Here is a 25,740-nt window from a genome sequence, read left to right as displayed (position 1 = left end):
AAAATAAGGTGATTAAATGAAATTGATCAAACGTGTTATGGGGCTATTTGTGGTGATGTTTGCGTTTGCAAGCACAACAATGGCAGAAGATGAAGTTCGAATTGTGATTGATGAAGGTGTTGATGGCGCTCGTCCTATCGCAGTTGTTCCTTTCGCAGGTTCTGCACCTGAAAATATTGGTCAAATTGTTGCAGATGACTTACGTAATAGTGGTAAATTTAACCCAATTCCAGTAAGCCAAATGCCACAACAACCAACAACTGCAGCTGAAGTGAAACCAGAAGCTTGGACAGCTTTAGGTATTGATGCTGTTGTTGTAGGTCAAGTGACTTCAACGGGTAGCGGTTATAACATTTCTTACCAATTAGTTGATACTGTAGGTGCATCAGGTACACTAGGTGCGGTACTTGCGCAAAATAGCTATACAGTAACAAATAAATGGTTACGTTATGGTGCACATACCGTGAGTGATGAAGTATTTGAAAAATTAACTGGTATTCGTGGTGCATTCAGAACACGTATCGCTTACGTGGTGCAAAAAAATGGTGGCTCACAACCTTATGAAGTTCGTGTCGCTGATTATGATGGTTATAACCAATTTATCGTTAATCGTAGCTCACAACCAATTATGTCTCCAGCTTGGTCTCCAGATGGTAAACGTTTAGCGTATGTATCTTTTGAGAACAAAAAATCACAACTTGTTGTACAAGACTTAGGTTCAGGTTCTCGTAAAGTAGTAGCTTCTTTCCCAGGGCATAATGGTGCGCCAGCATTCTCTCCAGACGGTTCAAAACTCGCATTTGCTTCTTCACAAGATGGTTTATTAAACATCTATGTAATGGGCTCAAATGGCGGTACCCCTACTCAATTAACTCGCGGTGCGGGTAATAATACGGAACCATCATGGTCTCCAGATGGTAGCTCAATTCTCTTTACTTCAGATAGAGGTGGTTCACCACAAGTTTATCGAATGAGTGCAAGCGGTGGTGGTGCATCACCAGTTGGCGGTCGTGGTAGTGCGCAAATCAGTAGTGATGGTAAAACACTTGTAATGATCAACGGTAATAATAACGTGGTAAAACAAGATCTCACCAGCGGTAGCTCTGAAGTATTAAGTACATCTTTCTTAGGTGAAAGCCCAAGTATTTCTCCTAACGGTATCATGATTATTTACAGCTCTACACAAGGGCTAGGAAAGGTGTTACAATTGGTTTCTGCAGATGGTCGCTTTAAAGCGAGTCTTCCAGGAAGTAATGGCCAAGTGAAATTTCCAGCTTGGTCTCCATACTTGACTAAATAAAAAACTCATTGAGGAGAAATCTAATGAACAAATTTGTTAAATCATTATTAGTTGCTGGTTCAGTAGCTGCATTAGCAGCATGTAGCTCATCAAACAACGATGCAGCAGGCAACGGTGCTAACAACGGTCAAACTTTCGGTGGTTACTCTGTTGAAGATCTTCAACAACGTTATAACACCGTTTACTTCGGTTTCGACAAATTCAACATCGAAGGTGAATATGTTCAAATCTTAGATGCTCACGCTGCATACTTAAATGCAACTCCAGCTTCTAAAGTGGTTGTTGAAGGTAACACTGACGAACGTGGTACTCCAGAGTACAACATCGCTTTAGGTCAACGTCGTGCTGACGCAGTTAAAGGTTTCTTAGCTGGTAAAGGTGTTGACGCTGGTAAAGTATCAACTGTTTCTTACGGTGAAGAAAAACCGGCAGTGTTAGGTCACGATGAAGCAGCATACTCTAAAAACCGTCGTGCAGTGTTAGCATACTAATTTCTAGAGAATTTTGATTCTTAGAAAAAGGGAGAGTAGAAATACTCTCCTTTTTTATTTGTTCTAAGATATTGGTACAAATTGACGAGTATTCGCGCAATTAACACAATTTCTTCAGATTTTTCTTGCGTCAGAAAATAAAATCGGTAATATACGCACCTGTTACGAAATGATGTGGGTCGTTAGCTCAGTCGGTAGAGCAGCGGACTTTTAATCCGTTGGTCGAAGGTTCGAATCCTTCACGACCCACCACTTTTATTTCGAAGAATTCCTAAATGGGTCGTTAGCTCAGTCGGTAGAGCAGCGGACTTTTAATCCGTTGGTCGAAGGTTCGAATCCTTCACGACCCACCATCTATTTTACAGATCATTATTTAACCGGTTGGGTTGTTAGCTCAGTTGGTAGAGCAGCGGACTCTTAATCCGTCGGTCGAGAGTTCGAGCCTCTCACAGCCCACCACTCAACATCTTATTTCTCCTGTTTGTTAATAAATTTACAAAAAAGTAAAATATTTTCAAAATTCTTGACTATATTTAGCGGTTATTATGGTAGAATATCCACAAAGTTAAGTCGGGCATAAAATGTTACAAAATATTCGAATTGTTTTGGTTGAAACATCACATAGCGGGAACATCGGTTCAGCCTCGCGTGCGATGAAAACAATGGGATTATCCAACCTTTATTTGGTCTCGCCAAAATCGGTGGATGAGCAATCTATTGCATTAGCTGCAGGCGCTGATGATGTTGTGCGTAATGCCCACATTGTTGATACTTTTGAACAAGCAATAGAAGATTGCTCATTAGTAATTGGGACCAGCGCGAGATTACGCCATTTACAGAGTACGTTGATTGAGCCAAGAGAATGTGCGGAGAAAGTCAGTGCACATCAAGGCCAAGTGGCAATCGTGTTCGGTCGTGAGCGTGTTGGGCTCACAAATGAAGAATTACTTAAATGTCATTATCATTTAAATATCCCTGCGAATCCTGAATATTCTTCGCTAAATTTAGCGATGGCAGTGCAGTTGGTAAGTTATGAAATTCGAATTGCATTTTTAGTGAAAAATAGAACGGAAACTGCACTTTCAACAATAGAAAATATCTATCCAACAGCACAAGAAATGGAGTATTTTTTTGCTCATACGGAACAGGTGTATCAGTCTCTTGGTTTTATTCAAAATCAAGGGGTTATACAAAAGTTAAGACGACTTTATAACCGTTCTTCTCTAGAAAAAAATGAATTAAATATTTTGCGAGGAATGTTAAGTGCGGTCGAAAAACGCCTTAATCTGCAAAAAGACTAAAATTGACTATCATAGTCAGATATGTAAACTATCCAAACGGCGATTAATAGGGATGCTTTATGAAACTTACATCTAAAGGGCGATATGCGGTTACCGCAATTTTAGATATCGCATTACATGCGGGGACAGCTCCAGTTTGTTTAGCGGATATCTCAGAACGTCAAAATATTTCACTTTCTTATCTTGAGCAATTATTTGCAAAATTGCGTCGTGGTGGATTAGTAAAAAGTGTTCGAGGTCCGGGTGGTGGCTATCGTTTAGCTTTACCAACTGATCAAATTTCTATCGGTATGGTGATCTCTGCCGTAAATGAGAACATTAATGTTACAAGATGCCTTGGAAAGGGAAATTGTAAAGGTGGGGTTGAATGTTTAACTCATACTTTATGGCAAGATTTAAGTGATCGTATTTCTGATTTTTTAGATGAGATTACATTAGCCGAGCTTGTGGAGAAAAAATCAGGAAAACATAAAGCTCACAAAGATTTTGATGATTTGGTTGTCGTTAACCAATAATAGGAAAGTAGATCAAAGTGCGGTCAGAATGATGGCATTTTTGGTAGTTATTTAGGAGTGAAAATGAAATTACCAATTTATTTAGATTATGCAGCAACATGTCCAGTGGATGAACGTGTAGCTCAAAAAATGATGGAATATTTAACCATTGATGGTGTATTCGGTAATCCAGCATCTCGTTCACATAAATTTGGCTGGCAAGCTGAAGAAGCGGTTGATATTGCACGTAATCAAATTGCGGATTTGATTGGCGCAGACTCACGTGAGATCGTGTTTACTTCTGGCGCAACAGAAGCAGATAACCTTGCAATTAAAGGTGCGGCGCACTTTTATCAAACAAAAGGTAAGCACATTATCACCTGCAAAACTGAACATAAGGCTGTATTGGATACTTGCCGTCAATTAGAGCGTGAAGGCTTTGAAGTCACCTATTTAGATCCAGAAGAAGATGGTTTAATTGATCTTGAGAAATTTAAAGCAGCATTGCGTCCAGACACAATTGTTGTGTCAATTATGCATGTAAATAATGAGATTGGCGTGATTCAAGATATTAAAGCAATTGGTGAGCTTTGCCGTTCAAACAAAACCATTTTCCACGTAGATGCAACACAAAGTGTCGGTAAAGTAGAAATTAATCTTGCTGAATTACCGGTTGATTTGATGTCAATGTCTAGTCACAAATTGTACGGACCCAAAGGTATCGGGGCATTATATGTTTGTCGTAAACCTCGCGTTCGTTTAGAAGCGATTATCCATGGTGGTGGCCACGAACGTGGTATGCGTTCAGGTACATTACCGGTACACCAAATCGTTGGTATGGGTGAAGCATATCGCATTGCAAAAGAAGAAATGGATACTGAAATGCCACGTATCCGAGCATTGCGCGATCGTTTATACAATGGTCTTAAAGAGATTGAAGAAACCTATGTAAATGGTTCAATGGAACACCGCGTAGCGAATAATTTGAACATCAGCTTTAACTATGTTGAAGGTGAGTCGTTAATGATGGCATTACGTGATATTGCAGTATCTTCAGGTTCCGCTTGTACGTCTGCAAGTTTAGAGCCATCTTATGTATTACGTGCATTAGGTCGTAATGATGAATTAGCACATAGCTCAATTCGTTTCACGCTTGGTCGTTGGACTACTGAAGAAGAAATTGATTACACCATTAATTTAATGCATGGTGCAGTAGCGAAACTTCGTGAATTATCGCCACTTTGGGATATGTTCAAAGAAGGCATTGATTTAAACACTATTGAGTGGGCTGCCCACTAATTTTCAAGGCGGCTTGACCGCCTGATAGCAACTTATTTAGGAAAGGAACATAATATGGCATACAGCGAAAAAGTTATCGATCATTACGAAAATCCACGGAATGTTGGTTCAATGGACAAAAAAGATAATTCTGTGGGAACCGGCATGGTGGGCGCTCCAGCTTGTGGTGACGTTATGCAGTTACAAATCAAAGTAAATGACAGCGGCATTATTGAAGATGCAAAATTCAAAACTTATGGTTGTGGTTCTGCGATTGCTTCTAGCTCTTTAATTACTGAATGGGTAAAAGGCAAATCTTTAGATGAAGCAGGTGCAATCAAAAACAGTCAAATTGCGGAAGAACTTGAATTACCACCGGTAAAAGTTCACTGCTCAATTTTAGCAGAAGATGCAATTAAAGCCGCCATTGCTGACTATAAAAATAAACAAGGTAAGTAATCAAAGTGCGGTTGAAAATGACCGCACTTTATCAATTTAAGGATCAGAATATGTCTATAACACTCACTGAAAAAGCGGCACAACGAGTTTGTACTTTTCTTGAAAATCGTGGAAAAGGCATCGGTTTACGCTTAGGTGTGAAAACATCAGGTTGTTCGGGTTTAGGCTATGTGCTTGAATTCGTTGATGTGCTCAATGATGACGATCTTGTTTTTGAGCAGCATGGCGTGAAAGTCATAGTCGATCCAAAAAGCTTGGTTTATTTAGATGGCATTGAGCTAGATTATGTCAAAGAAGGCTTGAACGAAGGCTTTAAATATAACAATCCAAATGTGAAAGAATCATGTGGATGTGGTGAAAGTTTCCATGTTTAAGGAATAAAGATGACAAATCCTTTTGCTATTTTTGATTTGCCCGTTGCTTTCAATGTTGATCAATCGCTTTTGTCTGAACGCTATTTAGTGCTTCAAAAGAGTTTGCATCCGGATAATTTTGTTACGGCAGATGCACAAGAACAACGCATTGCAATGCAAAAATCAACAGAAGTTAATGATGCATTAAAAACCTTGAAAGACCCAATTTTACGTTCGGAAGCAATTATTGCATTAAATACGGGAGAAGCACAGGATTTAGAACAAAAGAGCACACAAGATATGGCATTCCTAATGCAGCAATTAGAATGGCGAGAAGAACTCGAAAATATTGAGCAAAGCCAGGATGAAAATGCATTAGAATCCTTTGCGAAACGCGTTAAAAAAGAAACAAAAGAAATATTGACCGCACTTGAAGAACAACTAAATGAGCAACAATGGTCAACTGCTGCACAGTTCTGTGATAAATTACGTTTTCTAAAAAAATTGGCGGATGAAATTAGCCAAGTAGAAGAACGTCTATTTGAATTATAATCTTGAGGGCGTTTATTACGCCCTTTTCGCTATTGATAAATGGGTAATTGCCCTCATACTAATGAAACTCGATTATGCAAACTTTAGAACAACTGACTGATTTCTCAAAATCTGCTTGGGGAACCATTTCCCAATGGATTGAGCATGCTCGTAATCATTGTGATGTGATTAAAAAAGATCAATCTAGTGCAGAACGTGAGCTTTTCACCATGCAAATGCCTACTTCTTCTCCAATGGGAGCGGTCATTTATGAAACTGGCGGCATTTTAATCCATCATGGTTGGTTGCGTATATTGGGGTCAGGCAGTTTTAAATTACCACGTGGATTAATGGACTGGAATTTCAGCAAATCCTTTAATCAATCAGGTGATAAACCAAAATATTTGCTTGTTGCGGACGATGTCATTGGTGGTTATTTTGCTTTAAATGGTGGCTCTTTAGGTTCTAATATTGGTAAGATTTATTATTTTTCGCCAAAAGATTTAACTTGGCATGATTTAAATTTTACCTATACGGATTTCTTAGCTTGGGCATTAAATAGTGACATTGAAGCATTTTACCAAAATCTATTTTGGCAAAATTGGCAAGAAGATGTAAAACAACTCGATGGTAATCACATGATTGTTTTTACACCCGAGCTTTCAGAAGATAAGACGACTGATATTAATCAGCGTGAACGACGCGAAGTCAACATTGAAACCCATTACAACGCAAGTTTCACCGAACAAGATAAATTTGCACAAGCTTATTCAGTGGCATAACGAGCCCTTAACGAATTAATTATTAGAGATAAAAAGAGATATGGCATTACTCCAAATTGCAGAGCCAGGACAAACGGCTGCACCACATCAACATCGTCTTGCGGTAGGGATTGATTTAGGTACAACAAACTCTTTAGTTGCCGCAGTGCGTAGCGGTCAAGCCACCATTTTGAATGATGAACAAGACAGAAGCCTTGTGCCTTCAGTCGTTTACTATGGTGAAAATGAAAAACTTGTTGGTACAGAAGCATTCGCAAAAGCTGCAATTGATCCTAAAAATACGATTATTTCTGTGAAACGTCTGATTGGACGTAGCCTTGATGATGTGCAATCTCGTTATACCAATTTACCCTATGAATTTGTGGCAAGTGAAAATGGGTTGCCATTATTGGTGACACATCAAGGTAAAAAAAGCCCAATCGAAGTCTCTGCGGATATTTTATCTCGTTTAAATCATATTACAGAACAACGACTTGCAGGTGAGCTTTCTGGCGTGGTGATTACCGTACCTGCTTATTTTGATGATGCTCAACGCCAAAGTACGAAAGATGCAGCACGTCTTGCAGGGTTAAATGTATTACGTTTATTAAATGAACCCACTGCTGCAGCAGTGGCTTATGGCTTAGATAGCGGAAAAGAAGGTGTCATTGCTGTTTATGACTTAGGGGGCGGTACCTTTGATATCTCAATTTTACGCTTGTCTAAAGGCGTATTTGAAGTCTTAGCAACAGGTGGGGATACTGCTTTAGGTGGTGATGATTTTGACCATTTAATTGCCGATTGGATTATTGAACAAGCGGGTATTCAATCACAAAATGTGAATGAGCAACGTGAACTTTTAAGTTTAGCCACACAAACTAAAATTGCCTTAACAAGTGCACAAAGTGCGGTCATTTCTTGGCGCGGATTTGAAGGTGAGTTAAGTCGTGAGCAATTCAATGAATTAATCCACTCATTGGTAAAACGTTCTTTATTAACCTGCCGTCGAGCATTGAAAGATGCGCATGTTGAAGCTGAAGACGTACAGGAAGTGATTATGGTTGGAGGCTCAACTCGCGTGCCTTACGTACGTGAACAAGTGGGTGAATTCTTCGGTAAAACACCATTAACCTCTATCGACCCAGATAAAGTAGTTGCCTTAGGTGCGGCTATCCAAGCAGATATTTTAGTGGGCAACAAAAATGACAGCGATATGTTGTTACTCGATGTTGTGCCACTTTCTTTAGGTATTGAAACCATGGGTGGTTTAGTGGAGAAAATTATTCCACGTAACACCACGATTCCAGTGGCTCTCGCGCAAGAATTTACTACCTTTAAAGATGGTCAAACTGCAATGACTGTACATGTGGTACAAGGTGAACGAGAGTTGGTGGATGATTGCCGTTCTTTAGGTCGTTTTACATTGCGCGGTATTCCGCCAATGGTGGCAGGCGCGGCTCATATTCGAGTGACTTATCAAGTGGATGCAGATGGCTTATTAAGTGTGACTGCCATGGAAAAATCCACAAAAGTTCAAGCATCGATTCAAATTAAGCCTTCTTATGGTTTAACGGATGAAGAAGTAACGGCAATGATTAAAGCTTCTTTTGATAATGCACAAGATGATATGCAAGCACGTGAATTAGCCGAGCAACGTGTTGAGGCTGATCGTGTAATTGAAAGCGTGATTGTGGCCTTACAGCAAGATGGGGCAGACTTATTAACCGAAGCTGAATTCCGCCAAATTGAAAATGCATTGAAACAATTAATGGATGTAAAAGAAGGTACAGATCGTCATGCTATCGTTCAGGGAATCAAAGCCCTTGATATCGCGACTCAAGAATTTGCGGCAAGACGAATGAATAAATCCATTAATCAAGCGCTGACAGGTAAATCTGTATCAGATATTGAGCAATAAAGTGCGGTTATAAATTAACGAGTTTTTTATATTGAGGAAAGTAATATGCCAAAAGTGATTTTTTTACCGAATGAAGAATTCTGTCCAGAGGGTATGGTGGTTGATGCAGCAGCAGGCGACAACTTATTAGAAGTGGCACATAATGCTGGCGTAGAAATTCATCATGCTTGCGATGGTTCTTGTGCTTGTACAACGTGCCATGTGGTTATTCGTGAAGGGTTTGATTCATTGAATGAAGCCAGCGATCAAGAAGAAGATATGTTAGATAAAGCATGGGGTTTAGAAATGGATAGCCGCCTTTCTTGCCAATGTGTCGTGGGTGATGAAGATTTAGTGGTGGAAATCCCTAAATATAATATTAACCATGCGAATGAGGCGGCTCACTAATGAAATGGACTGATGCACAACTTATTGCAGAAGAGCTTTATGATCGTAATCCAGATTTAGATCCTAAAACGGTACGTTTCACGGATTTGCATAAGTGGATTTGTGAACTAGACGGTTTTGATGATGATCCAATGAAATCTAACGAGAGTATTCTTGAAGCGATTTTATTGAAATGGTTAGATGAATACAAGTAATCGATTCGATTAAAAAAGCGAGCAGAGAGACTCGCTTTTTTGTTTTGAGAATTTACCTCAAAATAAAACCGCACTTTATTGCTAAAGTGCGGTTATTTTTATTGTTGTTTTTAATTATTTTTTCTTCGCGTATTTTAAGGAGTCGATAGCAACCGCGAGGATGATAATGCTACCTTTAATGATATATTGCCAGTAAGGGTTTACACCGATGTAAGTTAAACCGTAGTTAATAACGGTGAAGATGATAACACCCGTGATTACACCGATAACAGTACCCACACCACCAGCGAAAGATACACCACCTACTACGCAAGCAGCAATCGCATCTAATTCATACATAAAACCAAGGTTGTTGGTAGCACTACCGATACGACCTGCTTCTAACATACCACCGAATGCATAGAACATACCTGCAATCATGTAAATCACAACAAGGTTACGCGCTACGTTTACGCCAGATACTTTTGCTGCTTCAGGGTTACCACCGATAGCAAAGATATTTTTACCAAAGCGTGTTTTATTCCACATCACCCAAACTAAGAATGCACAAATTGCGGCATAAATAGTGATGTAGGATAATTTGAACGAACCAAGTCTGAAGAAGCCTTGTGCGAAGTTAGAGAAAGATTCACTGAAGCCTGCAATTGGTGAGCCACCTACGCCATCATAATAAAGTGAGTTAAAACCGTAAACAATGATCATGGTACCCATTGTTGCAATGAACGGGGTTACATTGAGATAAGCGATAACCAAACCATTTACTAAGCCGATTACAGCACCTACCGCACAAACAGTCAGGATAACCACTGGAATAGGAATCTCACCTAAATCCGGGAACACGCGGTTCATGTTTTCCATTGACTGCAAGAGAGTCGCAGAAATAACCGCGGCTAAACCGACTTGGCGACCGGCTGATAAGTCGGTACCTTGAGTAATAAGCAAGCCTGCAACACCAAGGGCGATAATGAGGCGGACGGATGATTGAGTTAAAATGTTACTAAAGTTGCGAACATTCAAGAATGTTGGATCTTGTGCGATGATGATGCCAAGTAAAATCAACAACACAAAATAAATCGCATTTTGTTTTAAGAAATCGAATGATTTATTTTTTGGTAAGGCACTCATAATTTGTTCCTTTATGATTTATAAATATTTTGCGGCAAGTTGCAAAATTTCTTCTTGAGACGTTTTTGCCGTTTCAACGATGCCGGCAACACGACCATTACTCATGACCAAAATTCGGTCTGTTACGCCTAATAGTTCCGGCATTTCTGATGAAATCATAATGATGCCTTTATCTTTTTTAGCGAGTTCTTGAATGAGCTGATAAATTTCAAATTTTGCCCCAATATCAATACCACGAGTTGGTTCGTCGAGCATTAAGATATCTGGTTGGGTTAAAAGCCAACGGCCGATAATGACTTTTTGTTGATTACCACCAGAAAGCGATCCAATCGTTGTTTTGTGAGAAGGTGTTTTCACGTTCATCGCATCAATCACCCATTGTGTATCGCTCGCCATTTTTTTGTTGCTGAGCAATTTCCATGGAGTGAGGTAAGATTTCATATTTGAAATCAAAGAGTTAAATTCAATGCTTAGGTTTGAATAAATCCCGGTTGAACGACGTTCCTCAGTCACCAAAGCAAAACCGTGGTTAATCGCCTCAAGTGCGGTATGATTTTTCACGATTTTTCCGTTGAGTTTGATCGTCCCTTCTTTTAATTCGCGTACACCAAAAATGGCTTCCACAATATCGGTTCGTTTTGCACCAACAAGGCCTGCAATACCTAAAATTTCACCTTTGCGTAAATTAAAGGAAACATCTTGAATGGAAGGTTGATTCACCGCAGTTAAATGTTCCACTTCAAGCGTGATTTCTTTTGGTACGTTAGTTTTTTCAGGGAAACGTTGTGTTAATTCACGGCCAACCATCATTGAAACAATTTCTTCCATAGTGGTGCCTTTAACTTGAACGGTATTGATCCATTTACCATCACGAAGAATGGTGATTTCATCACAAATTTTGAAGATTTCATCCATTTTGTGTGAAATATAGATAATGCCACAACCGCGATCTTTTAATTTTTGAATAATTTTGAAAAGATGTTCCACTTCTTTTTCTGAAAGCGAGGATGTTGGCTCATCCATAATTACGATTTTAGCGTTATACGAGAACGCTTTCGCAATTTCGATCATCTGCATTTGTGAAACAGAAAGTTTGGCCACTTTTTCTCTTGGATCAACATCAATATCCAATTCATCGAAAATAGCTTTGGTATCACGATACATTTTGGCGTGATCCACAAAAGGACCTTTAAGTGGGTAGCGACCCAACCATAAGTTATCCATTACACTAGTTTGACGCACCAAGTTAAGTTCTTGGTGAACCATTGAAATCCCATTTTCAAGGGCTTCTTTTGATGTTTTAAAATCAACAGGTTTGCCTAAGAATAAAATTTCACCTTCGTCTTTTGCATAAATTCCGAAGAGGCATTTTAATAATGTCGATTTACCCGCCCCGTTTTCGCCCATTAAGGCATGAACAGAGTGAGAACGAACTGTTAGATTGGCGTGATCAAGGGCTTTTACACCGGGGAAAGACTTACTGACATCCGTCATTGTCAGTAGTACATCACTGTCTTGGGTTTGAGTTGTCATATCCAACCTCATCAAAAAAGGGGAAAGGGAATTTGGGTTTCCTTTCCCCCTAAAATTAAAGAAAAGCAATCGATTTTCTTATTTTAAGAATTCACTTAGGTTATCTTTATCTACACCAACATAAGGGATACGTACCACACGGTTTTCTAATTTCCATTGTGTACCTTCTGTTGCTGCTTTACCGTTAGCAAGGTTTGCAGAAAGTTGAACAACTGCTTTACCTTGGTTAACGCCATCGTTTAACACAGTACCAGCAATTTCGCCTTTCTTAATTAATTGAAGTACTTCTGGTAATGCATCTACACCAAAGATTGGTAATTTTTTACCGTGTGCTTTGGTTGCTTCTAATGCACCTAATGCCATACCGTCATTGTTTGAAATAATCATTTCAATTTCGTTCGCTTTAGAGCTAGATAACCATGCATCCACTTTATCTTTTGCCATTGCTGCATCCCACATACCGGTATCAATAAATAATTGTTCGGTAGGAATACCTTTAGCATTTAATTGCTCAATCACATATTTAGTACGTGCTTCAGCATCTGGGTGGCCTGGTTCACCTTTTAATAATACATATTGGATTTTCCCGTCTTTGTTTAAGTCTAAGGCAGGCATTGCTTTCCATTGTTTCGCAATTAAATCACCTTGGATTAAACCAGATTCTTTCGGGTCTGTACCAACATAGTAAGCGTGATCGTAGCTACCAATTGCTTTAGCACCTGGATCTTTATTGAAGAAAACAACAGGAATGTCATCTTGTTTAGCTTTCTTGATAACAGTTGAAGCTGCTGCTGGGTCTACTAAGTTAATCGCTAAAGCTTTTACACCTTTAGAAAGCAAACCATCTACTTGGTCATTTTGAATAGATTGTGCATTTTGAGAGTCATTCATTAATAACTCAATGCCGCCAAGCGCTTTCGCTTCTTTATCGATTTCTTTACGCATTAATGACATGAAGTTGTCATCATATTTATAAATGGTAACACCAATACGGTTATCGGCTGCGAAACCTGAAGTTGCTGAACCTAAACCGATTGCTAAAGCGACTGCACTTAATACTGCTGTTTTTTTCATAAAAACGCTCCTATGTAGAGAAAGAGATTTTATTGTTGATTTTTTATATATCAAATAGAGGAATGTTGCGTACATCTATTGCAACTGAATGCATCATAACGAAATCAAAACTGTTAATCTGTGATCAAACTCACATAAATGAAAACGATTACATAGCAATGTTTAAATTTGTGATCTCCATCACGGTTTTATTGCATTTTCTACGGAAAAACGTCTCACTAATGTTGGATTAAATTGAACAACAGTCGGTGTGACAATAGACGAATCGACTAAACTTAACGCTAGTTTTGCCGCATAATTTGCCATTAAATCAATTGGATATCTAATTGTAGTGAGTTTTGGGATTAAATATCGAGCAATCGGCATATCATCAAATCCCACAATGGAAAATTGTTTCGGGACTTTGATATTTTTTTCATTTAAAACGGAAATTGCCCCCGCTGCCATCGTGTCGTTATAAGCTACCACAGCGGTTAAATTGGAGTTGTAGCTCAATAAATCAATCATGGCCTTTTCACCGCCTTCAAAATCAGGTGAATTATGCACAATGGCTTGCTCTACAATGGGGAAGTTATGTGCTTCTAAGGCCTCTAAGTAGCCTTCCTTACGTTCTGTTTCATCTAAAATACCGTGATTGGAACCAATATAGGCGATGTGCTTATGGCCGTAACGAATCAGCATTTCAGTGGCAAGATAGGTACCTTGGCAGTTATCAAGGCTGACGCAACGATTTTCATAGCCCGCAATCACACGGTTAATTATCACCATACCGGGTACATTTTCTAAATAATGCTGTAACTCTTCCTCAGAAAGGGCTTTGGAATGAACGACCAGACAGCTACAACGCTTGCGTAGCAAGGTATCAATGGCTTCACGCTCTTTTTCTGCATGATGGTATCCAATGCCGATCAAAATCGTTTTTTGATGCTCTTCAGCGACTTTATCAACCGATTTAACCAAGATAGCAAAGAACGGATCCGTTACATCGGTAACCACCACGCCAATGGTATCGGTATTTTGCACGGCCAAAGCTTGTGCGTTTGCATTGGGTTGATAATTTAAGACTTCCATCGCGCGTTGTACCGAGTAACGGGTTTTTTCACTCACAGATGGGGAGCGATTAATCACCCGGGAAACAGTGGCAACCGACACGCAAGCTAATTCAGCAACATCTCGAATTGTAGGCATAACAGGGCTCTCATTCATTTTTTCATAGCAATTATCATAGTAAATTTGAATAAAATTGAAAGCGGTTACTTTCAAAAATGCTACATTCGTCACAAAAAACTGATTGGATGAGTGGCTTATTTCCTGATTTTGTGATAATGATCACAGTTTATTTTTTTTAATTTGTTATCTTATGAGAAAATTTTTTGTAATCGTTTACATTTTGGAGCAAAAGTATGAGCGAAACCGTATTTGAACCGACAGATCATCCGCATCGTCGTTATAATCCGTTAATTGACCAATGGGTTTTAGTCTCGCCACATCGTGCTAAACGTCCATGGCAGGGACAACAAGAAAAAGTGAGTGAGGAACAAAAGCCAAGCCACGATCCAAATTGTTATCTTTGCCCGCGTAATAAGCGTATCACGGGCGAACCTAATCCGGATTACCATAAACCTTATGTATTCAAAAATGATTTCTCAGCTTTATTAGAAGATACACCAGCACCAGAGCAATCAGCCGATCCTCTTTTCCAAATGAGCCAAGCTCGTGGTGAAAGTCGAGTTATTTGTTTTTCGCCAGATCACAGTAAAACCTTGCCGTTATTGACCGCACTTGAAATTGAAGAAGTGATTAAAGTGTGGCAAGAACAATTGCGTGAACTGGGTCAAAAATATCAGTGGGTACAGATTTTCGAAAATAAAGGCGCGGCAATGGGATGTTCCAATCCGCATCCGCACGGACAAATTTGGGCAAATAGCTTTTTACCGAATGAAGTTGCACGTGAAGATGTTGCTCAACGAAATTATTATGAAAAACACGGTTCGGTACTTTTAGTGGATTACGTTCAAAAAGAATTAGAGAAAAAAGAACGTATTGTGGTGGAAACCGAGCATTGGGTTGCGGTGGTGCCTTATTGGGCGGTGTGGCCATTTGAGACCTTGTTGTTGCCTAAAGTGCATGTAAAACGCTTAACAGAATTAACTGAAGCTCAAGCTAAAGATCTTGCCGTGATATTGAAAAAACTGGCAACAAAATACGATAACTTATTTGAAACATCTTTCCCTTATTCGATGGGCTTCCATGCAGCACCATTTAATGGTGAAGATAACGAACATTGGCAACTTCATGCACATTTTTATCCACCGTTGTTGCGTTCTGCTACGGTTCGCAAATTTATGGTGGGCTATGAAATGCTAGGTGAAAGCCAACGTGACCTCACCGCTGAACAAGCGGCAGAAAGATTACGAGCGTTAAGCGAAGTACACTATAAAGAACGTTAAGAAATCCTTTCCCTCTTGAATTAAGAGGGAGTGTGAAAGATAAAGGAAATAATATGACTCCAGTCCAAAAATCCCAACACATTTTTACGCAAAAATATAATAAGCAACCTGAACTGACCGTATATGCACCAGGTCGTGTGAACATTATCGGCGAACATACCGACTACAATGATGGCTTTGTAATGCCTTGTGCGATCAATTATGGTACAGCTATTGCAGGATCAAAACGTGCTGATCATATTTGGAATGTTTATGCTGCAGATCTTGATCTTGAGGATACCTTTTCTCTTGATGAAGATTTCCCTCAAAGTGAGCAAAAATGGGCGAATTATGTGCGTGGTGTCGTGAAATTTATTCAAGAACGTTGCCCTCAATTTAAACAAGGTGCTGATTTGGTGATTTCCGGAAATGTACCACATTCTTCTGGTTTGAGTTCTTCTGCTGCTCTTGAAGTAGCGACGGGTAAGTTCTGCCAACAACTCAGTGATTTACCTTTAACACATACAGAGATTGCTTTAATTGGTCAAAAAGCTGAAAACAAATTTGTTGGCGCAAATTGCGGGAACATGGATCAATTAATTTCCGCTTTAGGACAAAAAGATCATCTCTTAATGATTGATTGCCGTAGCTTAGAAACACTGCCAACGCCTGTGCCGAAAGATGTCGCTGTTATTATTGTGAACTCAAATGTACCGCATGATTTGGTGACAGGTGAATACAATACACGCCGTTGGCAATGTGAAAAAGCTGCAGAATTCTTTGGCGTAAAAGCGTTACGTGATGTATCAGTAGAAGAATTCCAAAAAAGAGAAGCAGAATTGACCGCACTTAATTCTTTAGTGGCTAAACGTGCACGCCATGTGGTGACTGAGAACCAACGTGTACTTGATGCGGTTGAAGCATTAAAACATAACGATTTAACAAAATTAGGTGAATTAATGGGACAATCTCACGAATCAATGCGCGATGATTTCGAGATTACCGTGCCGCAAATCGATTATCTTGTTGAACTTGCTCAATTAGTGATTGGTAAAACCGGTGGTACGAGAATGACAGGCGGTGGTTTTGGTGGTTGCATTGTTGCCCTTGCTCCTCATGATAAAGTTGAAGAAGTGCGTAAAATTATTGCCGATAATTATGAGAAACAAACGGGTTTAAAAGAAGATTTCTACGTCTGCACAGCCTCACAAGGAGTGAGTCTATGCTAGAAAAAACGGCGTTCAATGCACCAGATGGACAGCCTTATCAACTTGTTCAACTCACCAATTCAAATGGCATGACTGTGCAATTTATGGATTGGGGAGCCACTTGGCTTTCTTGTAAAGTCCCTGTGAATGGTGAGTTGCGAGAAGTGTTACTTGGCTGCAAAGTGGAGGATTATCCTCATCAAACTGCTTATTTGGGCGCAAGCGTAGGACGTTATGCGAACCGTATTGCTAACGCCAAATTTGAATTAGGTGAGCGAATAATTCAGCTGGTTGCGAATCAAGGCAAACATCAATTACATGGTGGTAATGAAGGCTTTGATAAACGTCGTTGGAAAGTGGAAGAGTGCGGTCAGAATTTTGTGCGTTTCTCCCTAGTGTCTCCCGATGGTGATCAAGGTTTTGAAGGTAATGTACAAGTCAATGTGATTTATACATTAACCGATGAAAATAGCGTAAAAATTGAATATGAAGCAGAAAGCGATAAAGATACCGCACTTAACTTAACTAACCACGCTTATTTCAATTTGGAAAATGCTGAGCAGGGTAGTGATGTGAGAAATCATACATTACGCCTTAATACGGATTTCTATTTACCGGTTGATGGCGAAGGCATCCCAAATTCACCACTTAAGCATGTGGTGAATACTAGCTTTGATTTTCGTGTTGCAAAACCAATCGTAAAAGATTTCCAACAAGGCGATCAAGTGGTAACAAAAGGTTACGATCATTCCTTTATCGTCAATAAAGCATGGCAAAAGCCTTGTGTATTATTAACTTCCCCTAATGAAGATTTAAGCCTTGAAGTGCTCACATCCCAAGCAGCATTACAGATTTATACGGGAAACTATCTTGCCGGCACTCCAACTCGTGAAGGTAGAACTTATCAAGATTTCAATGGCATCGCCCTTGAAACCCAATGCCTTCCTAATACCCCTAACCACCCCGAATGGCAAAATTATGGTGGTATTCAAAAAGCAGGTGAACGCTATTACCAGTGGACAGAGTTTAGGTTTAAATAGTTAATCCTTGAAAGAAAAGTGCGGTTAAAAATAATAGTGTTTTTAACCGTATTTTTTATTTTTATGAATGAGGCGTTTTTACTTATATTTCAATAAAGTGGGTAGTATATTATAGAAAATCTTTTTATATTAATGCTCATTCATTGATATGTTAGTCAATTGGAACATAAAAATGATCAGATACAGTGAAAAAGACTTTATAAATGAAATTAGATTAATGGTAAATAATAATGCATCAGAACAGGAGATTTCTTATAGAGCCTTAGAATTGATGAATTCATCAATTGATTGGAGAGAGGAATTTCGTGATTTTGCATTGGATCTGATTAGTATAATAGAACCCGGTTTCTATATGACAAATGATGAAATATTAGAAAATATTAATTTGTTGGGTAAAAAATATTATCCATGAAATGAATATTGGAAAATATCACACCTATGTAGAAAAGAATACAAAGAACCTAAAACTACAGTTTATCCAGTTATGGGAGACAAGTAGCATATGATAAATGTTAAGTTTAGTTGGATAGATATGTGGAAAGATGGATCTTTAGAACCACATTGTTCTATTCTAAATATAAACGAAGCTCTAAATATAACTCATTTTTTAATTGATGATGAGGGATTAGGTATAAGCCATTTACAACAATGGATAAAAAATGGCCTTGAAGAGATTGATAAAATATCTAAAAAAGAAATTCTTGAATATGATATGTGGGGGCAAACCTTAGGTGCGCTAATCTCGTTAGATAAAGTAACTATTTATTGGGGTGATGAAGAATATCCTGATGATTATCTTGAGTTTGATCAATTTAAGATCATTTTATCTAATTGGTATGACTTCTTACTATCTGAACCCAATATAAGTAATGAAGTTTATTTTTCAGTTTAGATTAGAGGCATTTTATGACAGTCATGATCGGTGGACATTCCGCCTTAGGCAATATACGTGTTGATCGGATATTATACACTTATCCAAATGGCGTATATCTTGCACAGATTTCCGCTTTTGATAGTGAAACCAATCAATATATTGCTAAAACTAACAATAATGAGGAGACCTTGATGTTCCCTCAAACGTGGACGGCAGATCGTATCAAAGTGGAAATTAATTCTGCTTATATGAATCAAGTAGATGATTTAGATCCTATTCGTAAAGCTGAAGGTATGTGGGTTGGCATTTCAAATTCAGGCGTGCGTGTAAAAGGTTATACCTATCCTGTCGTCACGGCTTTTCCAAGTGCTGAGCAGGAGTGAAGATGAAGCTTATTTTTACGTATATTCAGCATAAAGGGCAAATTATTCCAACTTGCCATTTAGAGGAAAATCACCAATTAAATCTATTATACAGAGCAAATGAAAGCAGCTACTAAAGAAATGCGTGAAAACTTAGGCGATTCAGAAATTATGAAAAGATTTAATCGGGAACAAATAAAAGCAATACAAGCTGGTGATGCTAAAATACCTGGATATACATGGCATCATCAAGACACTGGACGAATGCAATTAGTTCCAGAGTGGGATCATTAGAAGACAGGACATGTGGGTGGAGATTATATCCAAAAAGGAAAATAATATGTGGAAAATATATAAAGATAATGATCAAGATCTTAGTTTTGTATTAGGTTGTATGTATTGTCAAGCCATAGATTTAAAAGAGTTTAAATTATGGCTTTTGAGGGTAATTGAAACCTCTAATACAGATGACATACCTATGTATATTTATGATCTTACTGATTTCGATGGCCCCTTATTTAAGATCTCAGAATTGATAGGTTTTTCATTGATGAATTATTTTTCTCTTGAAGAGGAATACTCTATTTATGGTATTGCTTATATTAGAAATAAAAATATTGTAGATGCGCCAGTTGAAATAGATAAAGCCATTCATTACCTTAAATTAAATAATTATTTATTGAAGAAATTTAAATATTTTTTTCTTTTATAGATGAGGTTTAAATTCTTCTGATGCTCGCTCTCAGATAGCGCGAGTCTTCTAACGTGTGCTTGTATCTAATTAAAAATAAACAAGCTGAAATTATTCATAAAAATAGTGAAGACCTGAATCAAACAAAATGGATATTGGGGGCAGGTGTTAGGAAACGCTGGTCATCGTGGAGGTAATATCATCAGATATGTTTGAACTTTTAATGAAAATAGGAGGTAAATAAATGAGATACACCTTATTTCTTCTTTGTTTTATATTAAACGGATGTTGGTATTCAAACGGATGTTTTTATACTCCACAAATGGTTAATTGCGTTGATAAGGGGAAAGAATATCCATTAATTGCAGGATATCAAAAAAAGGGGCTACTAGGACATACAAACTCAAAACAACGATGGAAAGATTTTGTTTCTTGTGGAGGAAAGTATGGTGATATAAATCTACACTACTATCTGCAAAACTATCAAATAAATGGCAAAAGATACAAAAATCTTGATGAATGTATGAATACTAAGGAGTATATATATCTTTCTCCCGCTGAATGTGGCTATCAAGATTCTAAGTGGGATAAGGGAAAATGTAACTTATAAAGCATTGAATTTATTATTTAAATAGAGTGCGGTCAATTTTCAAAGAGTTTTAAAACCTCTCAAAAATTGACCGCACTTTGATCTGCCCCCCAAAAGTTGGACAGGTTAGTTAACTTAAATACTGAGCTCGGTATACCGAATATGAATTGAGTAATGGACATTCATATCGTACAGATCATTCGGGACGAGTCACTGAGGCGAAGGGGCAACTTATTTTAGATAAAGCGGAAAGGAACAACTACCAACAAAGAATAGCTGGAGGAGAGTGTCGCCTAGAAACCGACTGTGGCAGCCATTTGATAGCCTCGATGTTTAATGGTTTTGGTGGAGCTATAAATTTAACAGCTCAGGATAAAACATTAAATGGTTCGAAGGGTAGATGGTATAAATTAGAGACTGAATGGGCAAATGCAATTAAAAAAGGAGACAAGGTGGATGTTCGCATAGTGCCAATTTACCAAAAAGATAGTATAAGACCTACAACATTCGCTGTTGTGACATCTATTAATGGTAAACAGTCACCAGGAATATATATTAACAATACACCTACAGGATATTAGTTATGCAAAAAGAAGAAATATATCAGAAAATCGGAGAGCTTTTATGGTCTATAATGCTATAGAGGCAGTAAGAATTGATTTTATTGGCTCTATTTATCCGGAACACAACTCTGGTGGTTCTGCATGGATATCAGAAGATGGTCAAATCCACTATAATGATCCTAATGAAATTGAATATGAAATAATATTGTTGATGAAAGAGTTGAAAAAAAGTACTTCTCAAGAATGGACTCAGTACACCTTTTCACTATATTCTGACATGAAATTTGATATTAAATTTGCGTATATTCCAGAAGAGGATAGCTGGGGATCTCTATATATGAGAGGGATTAGTGATCTGACGTGGGAAGAAGCAGATGAACATAATATTTCTAAAGAAATATGGGAAGAGCGAGTAAAGTCAAAGGAAAGAATGCAAAAGAGCTGATTTAACAATTTTGCATGTTTTTCTGCATTTTATTGTTATTACTTTCTGAAGTGCGGTTAAAACTTACCAAGTTTTTAACCGCACTTTATTTTCAGCCATTTAGCTTAAGTTTTTTGCGATTTTGGTCAAAATATGCTACTTTTTACGCAGTCAATCCGACAGTAACACATTTAATTTTATGAACGAAGAACATTCGAGTAATCAAACTGAAACAACTAAAAAATCTTTTTTTCAATCACTTATTGGCCGCTTTTTCCAAGGTGAGCTGAAAAACCGTGAAGAACTCGTGGAAGTGATTCGCGATTCAGAACAAAACGATTTAATTGATCAAAACACTCGTGAAATGATTGAAGGAGTAATGGAAATCGCTGAGCTTCGTGTACGCGATATCATGATTCCTCGCTCGCAAATCGTATTTATTGAATCGAATCAAGATCTTGATGCTTGTTTGAATACGATTATTGAATCCGCTCACTCTCGTTTTCCTGTGATTGCAGATACGGATGACCGCGATAATATTGAAGGTATTTTGCACGCAAAAGATTTGCTTAAGTTTTTACGTGAAGATGCGGAAGAGTTCGAACTTTCCAAGTTATTACGTCCAGTCGTGATTGTGCCGGAAAGTAAACGTGTTGATCGTATGTTAAAAGATTTTCGCTCTGAGCGTTTCCATATGGCGATTGTGGTGGATGAGTTTGGTGCAGTGTCAGGTTTGGTGACCATCGAAGATATTCTCGAACAAATTGTCGGTGATATTGAAGACGAATTTGATGAGGAAGATGTCGCAGATATTCGTCAGCTTTCTCGCCACACTTATGCCGTGCGTGCGTTAACGGATATTGATGATTTTAATGCCCAATTTAATACGCATTTTGATGATGAAGAAGTGGATACCATTGGCGGTTTAATCATGCAAGCCTTTGGTTATCTGCCTAAACGTGGTGAAGAAATCACCTTAGAAAATATTCAATTTAAAGTGACCTCTGCCGATAGTCGCCGTTTAATTCAGGTGCGCGTAACTGTGCCGGATGAACATTTATCGGATATGGAAGGCGTGGAAGAACAAGCTGAGTAAGTTATTCAGTTTGACCGTATTCTTGGCCCCCTCTTTGCTAAAGAGGGGGAATATTTTTTTATAGTATGGATAAAATGAATAAATTAGTCGTTTATCTTATAGCCCTGATTTCTGGTGTGATTGGCGTATTTGCCTTTTCACCGTTTGATTATTGGGGATTAGCCTATGTATCCTTAGGCGGATTACTTTTTGTAGCGAAAAATACCAAAAAATCAACCGCACTTTTTGCCACTTTTTTGTGGTCGATGGGCTTTTTCTGTTTTGGTGTAAGTTGGTTGAATGTCAGCATTCATCAATTTGGTGGCGCTTCCCTTGGTGTGAGCTATCTCTTGGTGGGCTTACTTTCGGCCTACCTTGCACTTTATCCAATGCTTTTCACTTATTTCGTGCAGCGTTTTCAGGTGCAAAGTGCGGTCATTTTTGCTGCGATTTGGACATTGACTGAATTCTTGCGTGGATGGGTGTTTACTGGTTTTCCTTGGTTACAATTTGGTTATACCCAAATAGACAGTCCGTTTTACGGTATCGCGCCGATCTTTGGTGTCACGGGGATGACATTCTTTGCCGTTTGGGTAAGTGCGGTCATTTTTAATTTTATTTTTGCACTATCGAAAAAACAATGGAATTTAGTCAGTGTGAATGCATTGCTATTATTGGTTGTGGGTGGATTAAGTGCTTATGCAGGTAAGGTGAATTTTGTTCAACCAAAAGAAGAGAAAGGGCTAACTGTCACCCTTGCACAAGGTAATATTGAGCAAAATTTAAAATGGGATCCTGAATATCTTTATGCCACGGTAGATATCTATCAAAAACAAATTTTTGCGCATTTAGGCACGTCTGATTTGATTATTTTACCCGAGTCAGCATTGCCAACCCTTGAAAATGCCATTACGCCATTTTTTGAAGCTTTAGATAGAGTTGCAAAAGAGAAAAACACGGAAGTAATGATTGGTACCGTATATCGTGATGAGCAAAGCGGTAAATTATTAAATTCCATTGTGACGGCTGGGAATCCTGATTTCCCTTATGAATTAACGACAAAAAATCGTTACAGCAAACATCATCTCGTCCCATTTGGTGAATATGTGCCGTTAGAAAGTTTGTTGCGTCCACTTAATTCTGTATTTAATTTGCCAATGTCTGCATTCCAAAGTGGCGATGCAGTACAGCCATCTTTTATGGCAAAACAACATGCTTTTGCGCCAGCTATTTGTTATGAAATTATTTTTGGTGAGCAACTTCGTGAAAATCTGAAAAAAGAAACAGATTATTTGCTGACGATTTCTAATGATGCATGGTTTGGTGATAGCATTGGCCCTTGGCAGCATTTACAAATGGCTAGAATGCGCGCGCTCGAATTAGGTAAACCATTAATTCGTGCAACGAATACAGGGATTTCAGTGTTTATTGATGCAAAAGGCAACATTGAAGCGCAAGCACCTCAATTTGAGGAAACAACGCTGACTCATAAAATGGTGCCAACAGAAGGCAAAACGCCTTATGCAGCATTAGGTAATTTACCTATTTATGTGTTGTCATTGATTTTTGTGTTATTACGTGGTTTCACGACGTTATTAAAACGTCGCTTGAACCTTTCACAAAAATAGCAGTCAAAACGACCGCACTTTTTTAACGTGAGAGAAAAATAAATTTCTTCTTATAAAACCAATGAGATTTTAATGAATAAAAATCTAATCGAAGTCAAAAACCTGACCTTTAAACGAGGTGAGCGTGTGATTTACGATAACCTGAATTTGAAAGTCCAACAGGGCAAAATTACGGCCATCATGGGGCCATCAGGGATCGGAAAAACCACGCTACTGAAATTAATTGGCGGTCAGTTATATCCTGAACAAGGCGAGATTTTGTTTGATGGACAAGATATTTGTCATCTTTCAAATCGAGAGCTTTATGAAGTGCGTAAACGCATGGGAATGTTATTCCAATCAGGTGCGTTATTTACGGATATTTCCACGTTTGATAACGTGGCATTTCCGATTCGCGAGCATACGCGTTTGCCAGAAAGTCTAATTCGTCAAATTGTGTTGATGAAATTAGAAGCGGTAGGCTTACGTGGTGCGGCAGATTTTATGCCTTCTGAGCTTTCTGGTGGGATGGCGCGTCGTGCAGCATTAGCTCGAGCAATTGCACTTGATCCGGATTTAATTATGTTTGATGAGCCGTTTACAGGGCAAGATCCAATCAGCATGGGCGTGATCGTGAGCTTAATTAAACGCTTGAATGAAGCACTGAATTTAACCTCTATTGTGGTTTCCCATGATGTGCAGGAAGTATTAAGTATTGCGGATTATGCCTATATTATTGCGGATAAACATGTGATCGCCGAAGGAACATCAGAGCAACTGCTCGCGAGCCAAGATCCGCAAGTGGTGCAGTTCTTGAAAGGTGAAGCGGATGGTCCGGTAAAATTCCATTATCCGGCAGGTGATTATGTGGAGGAATTATTTAAATGATTGTTGATATGATTTCTTCACTTGGACAAAGCGTGATCAAATTTTTCCGAGCATTAGGCCGATCCGGCTTTATGCTGTTTGGTGCGTTAGTCGGTAAGCCACAAATTCGTCAACATTTTCCTTTATTAGTGAAACAATTACACGTATTAGGTGTACAGTCTTTATTAATTATCCTGCTTTCAGGTTTATTTATTGGGATGGTGTTAGGCCTACAAGGCTATGTAGTCTTAGTTGACTTTTCTGCAGAAACCAGCCTTGGACAACTTGTAGCACTATCTTTATTACGCGAATTAGGTCCAGTAGTGACCGCACTTTTATTTGCGGGGAGAGCAGGTTCAGCGTTAACGGCTGAAATTGGCTTAATGAAAGCCACAGAACAACTTTCCAGCCTTGAAATGATGGCAGTCGATCCATTACGTCGAGTGATAGCTCCGCGTTTTTGGGCGGGCTTGATTGCGATGCCAATTCTTGCGCTTCTCTTTACCGCGATTGGCATTTGGGGCGGTGCGCTTGTTGGCGAGGATTGGAAAGGTGTGGATGCAGGTAGCTTCTGGTCAGTGATGCAAAATACTGTCAGCTGGAGCTATGACATTCTAAACGGATTTATTAAAAGCGTATTTTTCGCCATTGCGGTGGTATGGATTGCGTTATTCAATGGTTATGATTGTATTCCAACATCTGAAGGTATCAGTCAGGCCACAACCAGAACGGTTGTCCACGCATCACTTGTGGTACTTGGGCTCGATTTCATCTTAACTGCCATTATGTTTGGGGCAGGCTAATAGGGTATT

General features: G+C 38.7%; 31 protein-coding genes and 3 tRNA genes. 30 read left to right on the top strand and 4 right to left on the bottom strand.

Going from position 1 to position 25,740, the window contains the following annotated elements:
- Window positions 1–16 precede the first annotated feature (16 nt).
- The 15 genes from tolB (at window position 17) to iscX (ending at window position 9,467) form a co-directional block, all read left to right on the top strand.
- On the top strand, window positions 17–1,300 hold the full coding sequence (gene tolB, locus DX522_RS02690; protein WP_115179729.1) for a Tol-Pal system beta propeller repeat protein TolB: 1,284 nt from the start codon (window positions 17–19) through the stop codon (window positions 1,298–1,300).
- 23 nt (window positions 1,301–1,323) lie between these two features.
- Window positions 1,324–1,791 (top strand): peptidoglycan-associated lipoprotein Pal, encoded by a 468-nt coding sequence (gene pal, locus DX522_RS02685; RefSeq protein ID WP_005696669.1) that lies wholly within the window; start codon window positions 1,324–1,326, stop codon window positions 1,789–1,791.
- Between the two features lie 176 nt (window positions 1,792–1,967).
- Window positions 1,968–2,043: transfer RNA gene (locus DX522_RS02680), tRNA-Lys, on the top strand.
- 25 nt (window positions 2,044–2,068) lie between these two features.
- Window positions 2,069–2,144: transfer RNA gene (locus tag DX522_RS02675), tRNA-Lys, on the top strand.
- A 30-nt stretch (window positions 2,145–2,174) separates the two neighbouring features.
- Window positions 2,175–2,250 (top strand) — tRNA-Lys (locus tag DX522_RS02670).
- Between the two features lie 122 nt (window positions 2,251–2,372).
- Complete coding sequence (gene trmJ / locus DX522_RS02665) at window positions 2,373–3,092, top strand: tRNA (cytosine(32)/uridine(32)-2'-O)-methyltransferase TrmJ (protein ID WP_115179728.1); 720 nt, start codon at window positions 2,373–2,375, stop codon at window positions 3,090–3,092.
- 59 nt (window positions 3,093–3,151) lie between these two features.
- On the top strand, window positions 3,152–3,607 hold the full coding sequence (gene iscR / locus DX522_RS02660) for a Fe-S cluster assembly transcriptional regulator IscR (RefSeq protein WP_070715296.1): 456 nt from the start codon (window positions 3,152–3,154) through the stop codon (window positions 3,605–3,607).
- Between the two features lie 63 nt (window positions 3,608–3,670).
- Window positions 3,671–4,885, top strand: a complete 1,215-nt coding sequence (locus tag DX522_RS02655) for an IscS subfamily cysteine desulfurase (RefSeq protein WP_115179727.1) — start codon at window positions 3,671–3,673, stop codon at window positions 4,883–4,885.
- A 54-nt stretch (window positions 4,886–4,939) separates the two neighbouring features.
- Window positions 4,940–5,323, top strand: coding sequence for a Fe-S cluster assembly scaffold IscU (gene iscU / locus DX522_RS02650; RefSeq protein ID WP_005696665.1), 384 nt, complete (start codon window positions 4,940–4,942; stop codon window positions 5,321–5,323).
- A 50-nt stretch (window positions 5,324–5,373) separates the two neighbouring features.
- On the top strand, window positions 5,374–5,697 hold the full coding sequence (gene iscA, locus DX522_RS02645) for an iron-sulfur cluster assembly protein IscA (RefSeq protein ID WP_115179726.1): 324 nt from the start codon (window positions 5,374–5,376) through the stop codon (window positions 5,695–5,697).
- A gap of 9 nt (window positions 5,698–5,706) precedes the next feature.
- Window positions 5,707–6,228 (top strand): Fe-S protein assembly co-chaperone HscB, encoded by a 522-nt coding sequence (gene hscB / locus DX522_RS02640; RefSeq protein ID WP_070715301.1) that lies wholly within the window; start codon window positions 5,707–5,709, stop codon window positions 6,226–6,228.
- A gap of 74 nt (window positions 6,229–6,302) precedes the next feature.
- Window positions 6,303–6,989: a DUF2625 domain-containing protein gene (locus DX522_RS02635; RefSeq protein ID WP_115179725.1), complete on the top strand. Its 687-nt coding sequence runs from the start codon at window positions 6,303–6,305 to the stop codon at window positions 6,987–6,989.
- Between the two features lie 40 nt (window positions 6,990–7,029).
- The gene (gene hscA / locus DX522_RS02630) at window positions 7,030–8,886 is read left to right on the top strand and encodes a Fe-S protein assembly chaperone HscA (RefSeq protein ID WP_115179724.1); all 1,857 of its coding nucleotides are present in this window, start codon (window positions 7,030–7,032) and stop codon (window positions 8,884–8,886) included.
- Window positions 8,887–8,931: 45 nt separating this feature from the next.
- Window positions 8,932–9,273, top strand: coding sequence for an ISC system 2Fe-2S type ferredoxin (gene fdx / locus DX522_RS02625; RefSeq protein ID WP_005696659.1), 342 nt, complete (start codon window positions 8,932–8,934; stop codon window positions 9,271–9,273).
- Window positions 9,273–9,467: a Fe-S cluster assembly protein IscX gene (iscX, locus tag DX522_RS02620; RefSeq protein ID WP_115179723.1), complete on the top strand. Its 195-nt coding sequence runs from the start codon at window positions 9,273–9,275 to the stop codon at window positions 9,465–9,467. The genes fdx and iscX overlap by 1 nt, the downstream gene beginning before the upstream one ends.
- Window positions 9,468–9,581: 114 nt before the next feature.
- On the opposite strand, the gene mglC is transcribed toward iscX, so the two are convergent.
- The 4 genes from mglC to DX522_RS02595 form a co-directional block, all read right to left on the bottom strand.
- Window positions 9,582–10,592, bottom strand: a complete 1,011-nt coding sequence (gene mglC, locus DX522_RS02615; protein WP_049373959.1) for a galactose/methyl galactoside ABC transporter permease MglC — start codon at window positions 10,590–10,592, stop codon at window positions 9,582–9,584.
- Between the two features lie 18 nt (window positions 10,593–10,610).
- Window positions 10,611–12,125: a galactose/methyl galactoside ABC transporter ATP-binding protein MglA gene (gene mglA / locus DX522_RS02610; protein WP_049364508.1), complete on the bottom strand. Its 1,515-nt coding sequence runs from the start codon at window positions 12,123–12,125 to the stop codon at window positions 10,611–10,613.
- A 78-nt stretch (window positions 12,126–12,203) separates the two neighbouring features.
- Window positions 12,204–13,199 carry a galactose/glucose ABC transporter substrate-binding protein MglB gene (gene mglB, locus DX522_RS02605; protein WP_049384358.1) on the bottom strand — a complete coding sequence of 332 codons (996 nt, stop codon included), beginning with the start codon at window positions 13,197–13,199 and terminating at the stop codon, window positions 12,204–12,206.
- Between the two features lie 180 nt (window positions 13,200–13,379).
- Window positions 13,380–14,387 (bottom strand): substrate-binding domain-containing protein, encoded by a 1,008-nt coding sequence (locus tag DX522_RS02595; protein ID WP_115180879.1) that lies wholly within the window; start codon window positions 14,385–14,387, stop codon window positions 13,380–13,382.
- Between the two features lie 215 nt (window positions 14,388–14,602).
- Between DX522_RS02595 and galT the strand changes: the two genes are divergently transcribed.
- The 15 genes from galT to mlaE all read left to right on the top strand — a co-directional run bounded on the left by galT (window position 14,603) and on the right by mlaE (window position 25,731).
- Window positions 14,603–15,649: a galactose-1-phosphate uridylyltransferase gene (gene galT / locus DX522_RS02590; RefSeq protein WP_054418243.1), complete on the top strand. Its 1,047-nt coding sequence runs from the start codon at window positions 14,603–14,605 to the stop codon at window positions 15,647–15,649.
- 53 nt (window positions 15,650–15,702) lie between these two features.
- Window positions 15,703–16,857, top strand: coding sequence for a galactokinase (gene galK / locus DX522_RS02585; RefSeq protein ID WP_115179722.1), 1,155 nt, complete (start codon window positions 15,703–15,705; stop codon window positions 16,855–16,857).
- A complete protein-coding gene (gene galM, locus DX522_RS02580) occupies window positions 16,851–17,876 on the top strand; it encodes a galactose-1-epimerase (RefSeq protein ID WP_115179721.1) in 1,026 nt (341 codons plus the stop codon). The genes galK and galM overlap by 7 nt, the downstream gene beginning before the upstream one ends.
- A 172-nt stretch (window positions 17,877–18,048) precedes the next feature.
- Complete coding sequence (locus tag DX522_RS02575; RefSeq protein WP_115179720.1) at window positions 18,049–18,288, top strand: hypothetical protein; 240 nt, start codon at window positions 18,049–18,051, stop codon at window positions 18,286–18,288.
- 120 nt (window positions 18,289–18,408) lie between these two features.
- The gene (locus tag DX522_RS02570) at window positions 18,409–18,768 is read left to right on the top strand and encodes a hypothetical protein (protein WP_129110916.1); all 360 of its coding nucleotides are present in this window, start codon (window positions 18,409–18,411) and stop codon (window positions 18,766–18,768) included.
- Window positions 18,769–18,782: 14 nt separating this feature from the next.
- Window positions 18,783–19,133, top strand: coding sequence for an EndoU domain-containing protein (locus DX522_RS02565; protein ID WP_115179718.1), 351 nt, complete (start codon window positions 18,783–18,785; stop codon window positions 19,131–19,133).
- Between the two features lie 99 nt (window positions 19,134–19,232).
- Window positions 19,233–19,406 carry an HNH endonuclease gene (locus DX522_RS02560; RefSeq protein WP_115179717.1) on the top strand — a complete coding sequence of 58 codons (174 nt, stop codon included), beginning with the start codon at window positions 19,233–19,235 and terminating at the stop codon, window positions 19,404–19,406.
- A gap of 46 nt (window positions 19,407–19,452) precedes the next feature.
- Window positions 19,453–19,824, top strand: a complete 372-nt coding sequence (locus DX522_RS02555; protein WP_115179716.1) for a hypothetical protein — start codon at window positions 19,453–19,455, stop codon at window positions 19,822–19,824.
- A gap of 223 nt (window positions 19,825–20,047) precedes the next feature.
- Window positions 20,048–20,413, top strand: a complete 366-nt coding sequence (locus DX522_RS02550) for a hypothetical protein (RefSeq protein ID WP_262054151.1) — start codon at window positions 20,048–20,050, stop codon at window positions 20,411–20,413.
- 146 nt (window positions 20,414–20,559) lie between these two features.
- Complete coding sequence (locus DX522_RS02545) at window positions 20,560–20,973, top strand: DNA/RNA non-specific endonuclease (protein WP_115179715.1); 414 nt, start codon at window positions 20,560–20,562, stop codon at window positions 20,971–20,973.
- Between the two features lie 43 nt (window positions 20,974–21,016).
- Window positions 21,017–21,400: a hypothetical protein gene (locus DX522_RS02540; protein ID WP_262054150.1), complete on the top strand. Its 384-nt coding sequence runs from the start codon at window positions 21,017–21,019 to the stop codon at window positions 21,398–21,400.
- 178 nt (window positions 21,401–21,578) lie between these two features.
- A complete protein-coding gene (gene corC / locus DX522_RS02535; protein ID WP_014064936.1) occupies window positions 21,579–22,475 on the top strand; it encodes a CNNM family magnesium/cobalt transport protein CorC in 897 nt (298 codons plus the stop codon).
- 74 nt (window positions 22,476–22,549) lie between these two features.
- Complete coding sequence (gene lnt / locus DX522_RS02530) at window positions 22,550–24,082, top strand: apolipoprotein N-acyltransferase (protein ID WP_115180877.1); 1,533 nt, start codon at window positions 22,550–22,552, stop codon at window positions 24,080–24,082.
- Between the two features lie 72 nt (window positions 24,083–24,154).
- On the top strand, window positions 24,155–24,949 hold the full coding sequence (gene mlaF / locus DX522_RS02525; protein WP_115179714.1) for a phospholipid ABC transporter ATP-binding protein MlaF: 795 nt from the start codon (window positions 24,155–24,157) through the stop codon (window positions 24,947–24,949).
- Entirely contained in the window at window positions 24,946–25,731 is a 786-nt protein-coding gene (gene mlaE, locus DX522_RS02520; protein WP_115179713.1) for a lipid asymmetry maintenance ABC transporter permease subunit MlaE, read from the top strand. The genes mlaF and mlaE overlap by 4 nt, the downstream gene beginning before the upstream one ends.
- Window positions 25,732–25,740 lie beyond the last annotated feature (9 nt).

The sequence above is a fragment of the Haemophilus parainfluenzae genome, assembly GCF_900450995.1.
In the GTDB taxonomy this organism is placed as follows: domain Bacteria; phylum Pseudomonadota; class Gammaproteobacteria; order Enterobacterales; family Pasteurellaceae; genus Haemophilus_D; species Haemophilus_D parainfluenzae_O.
This window is presented reverse-complemented; position numbering and strand designations above follow the sequence as displayed.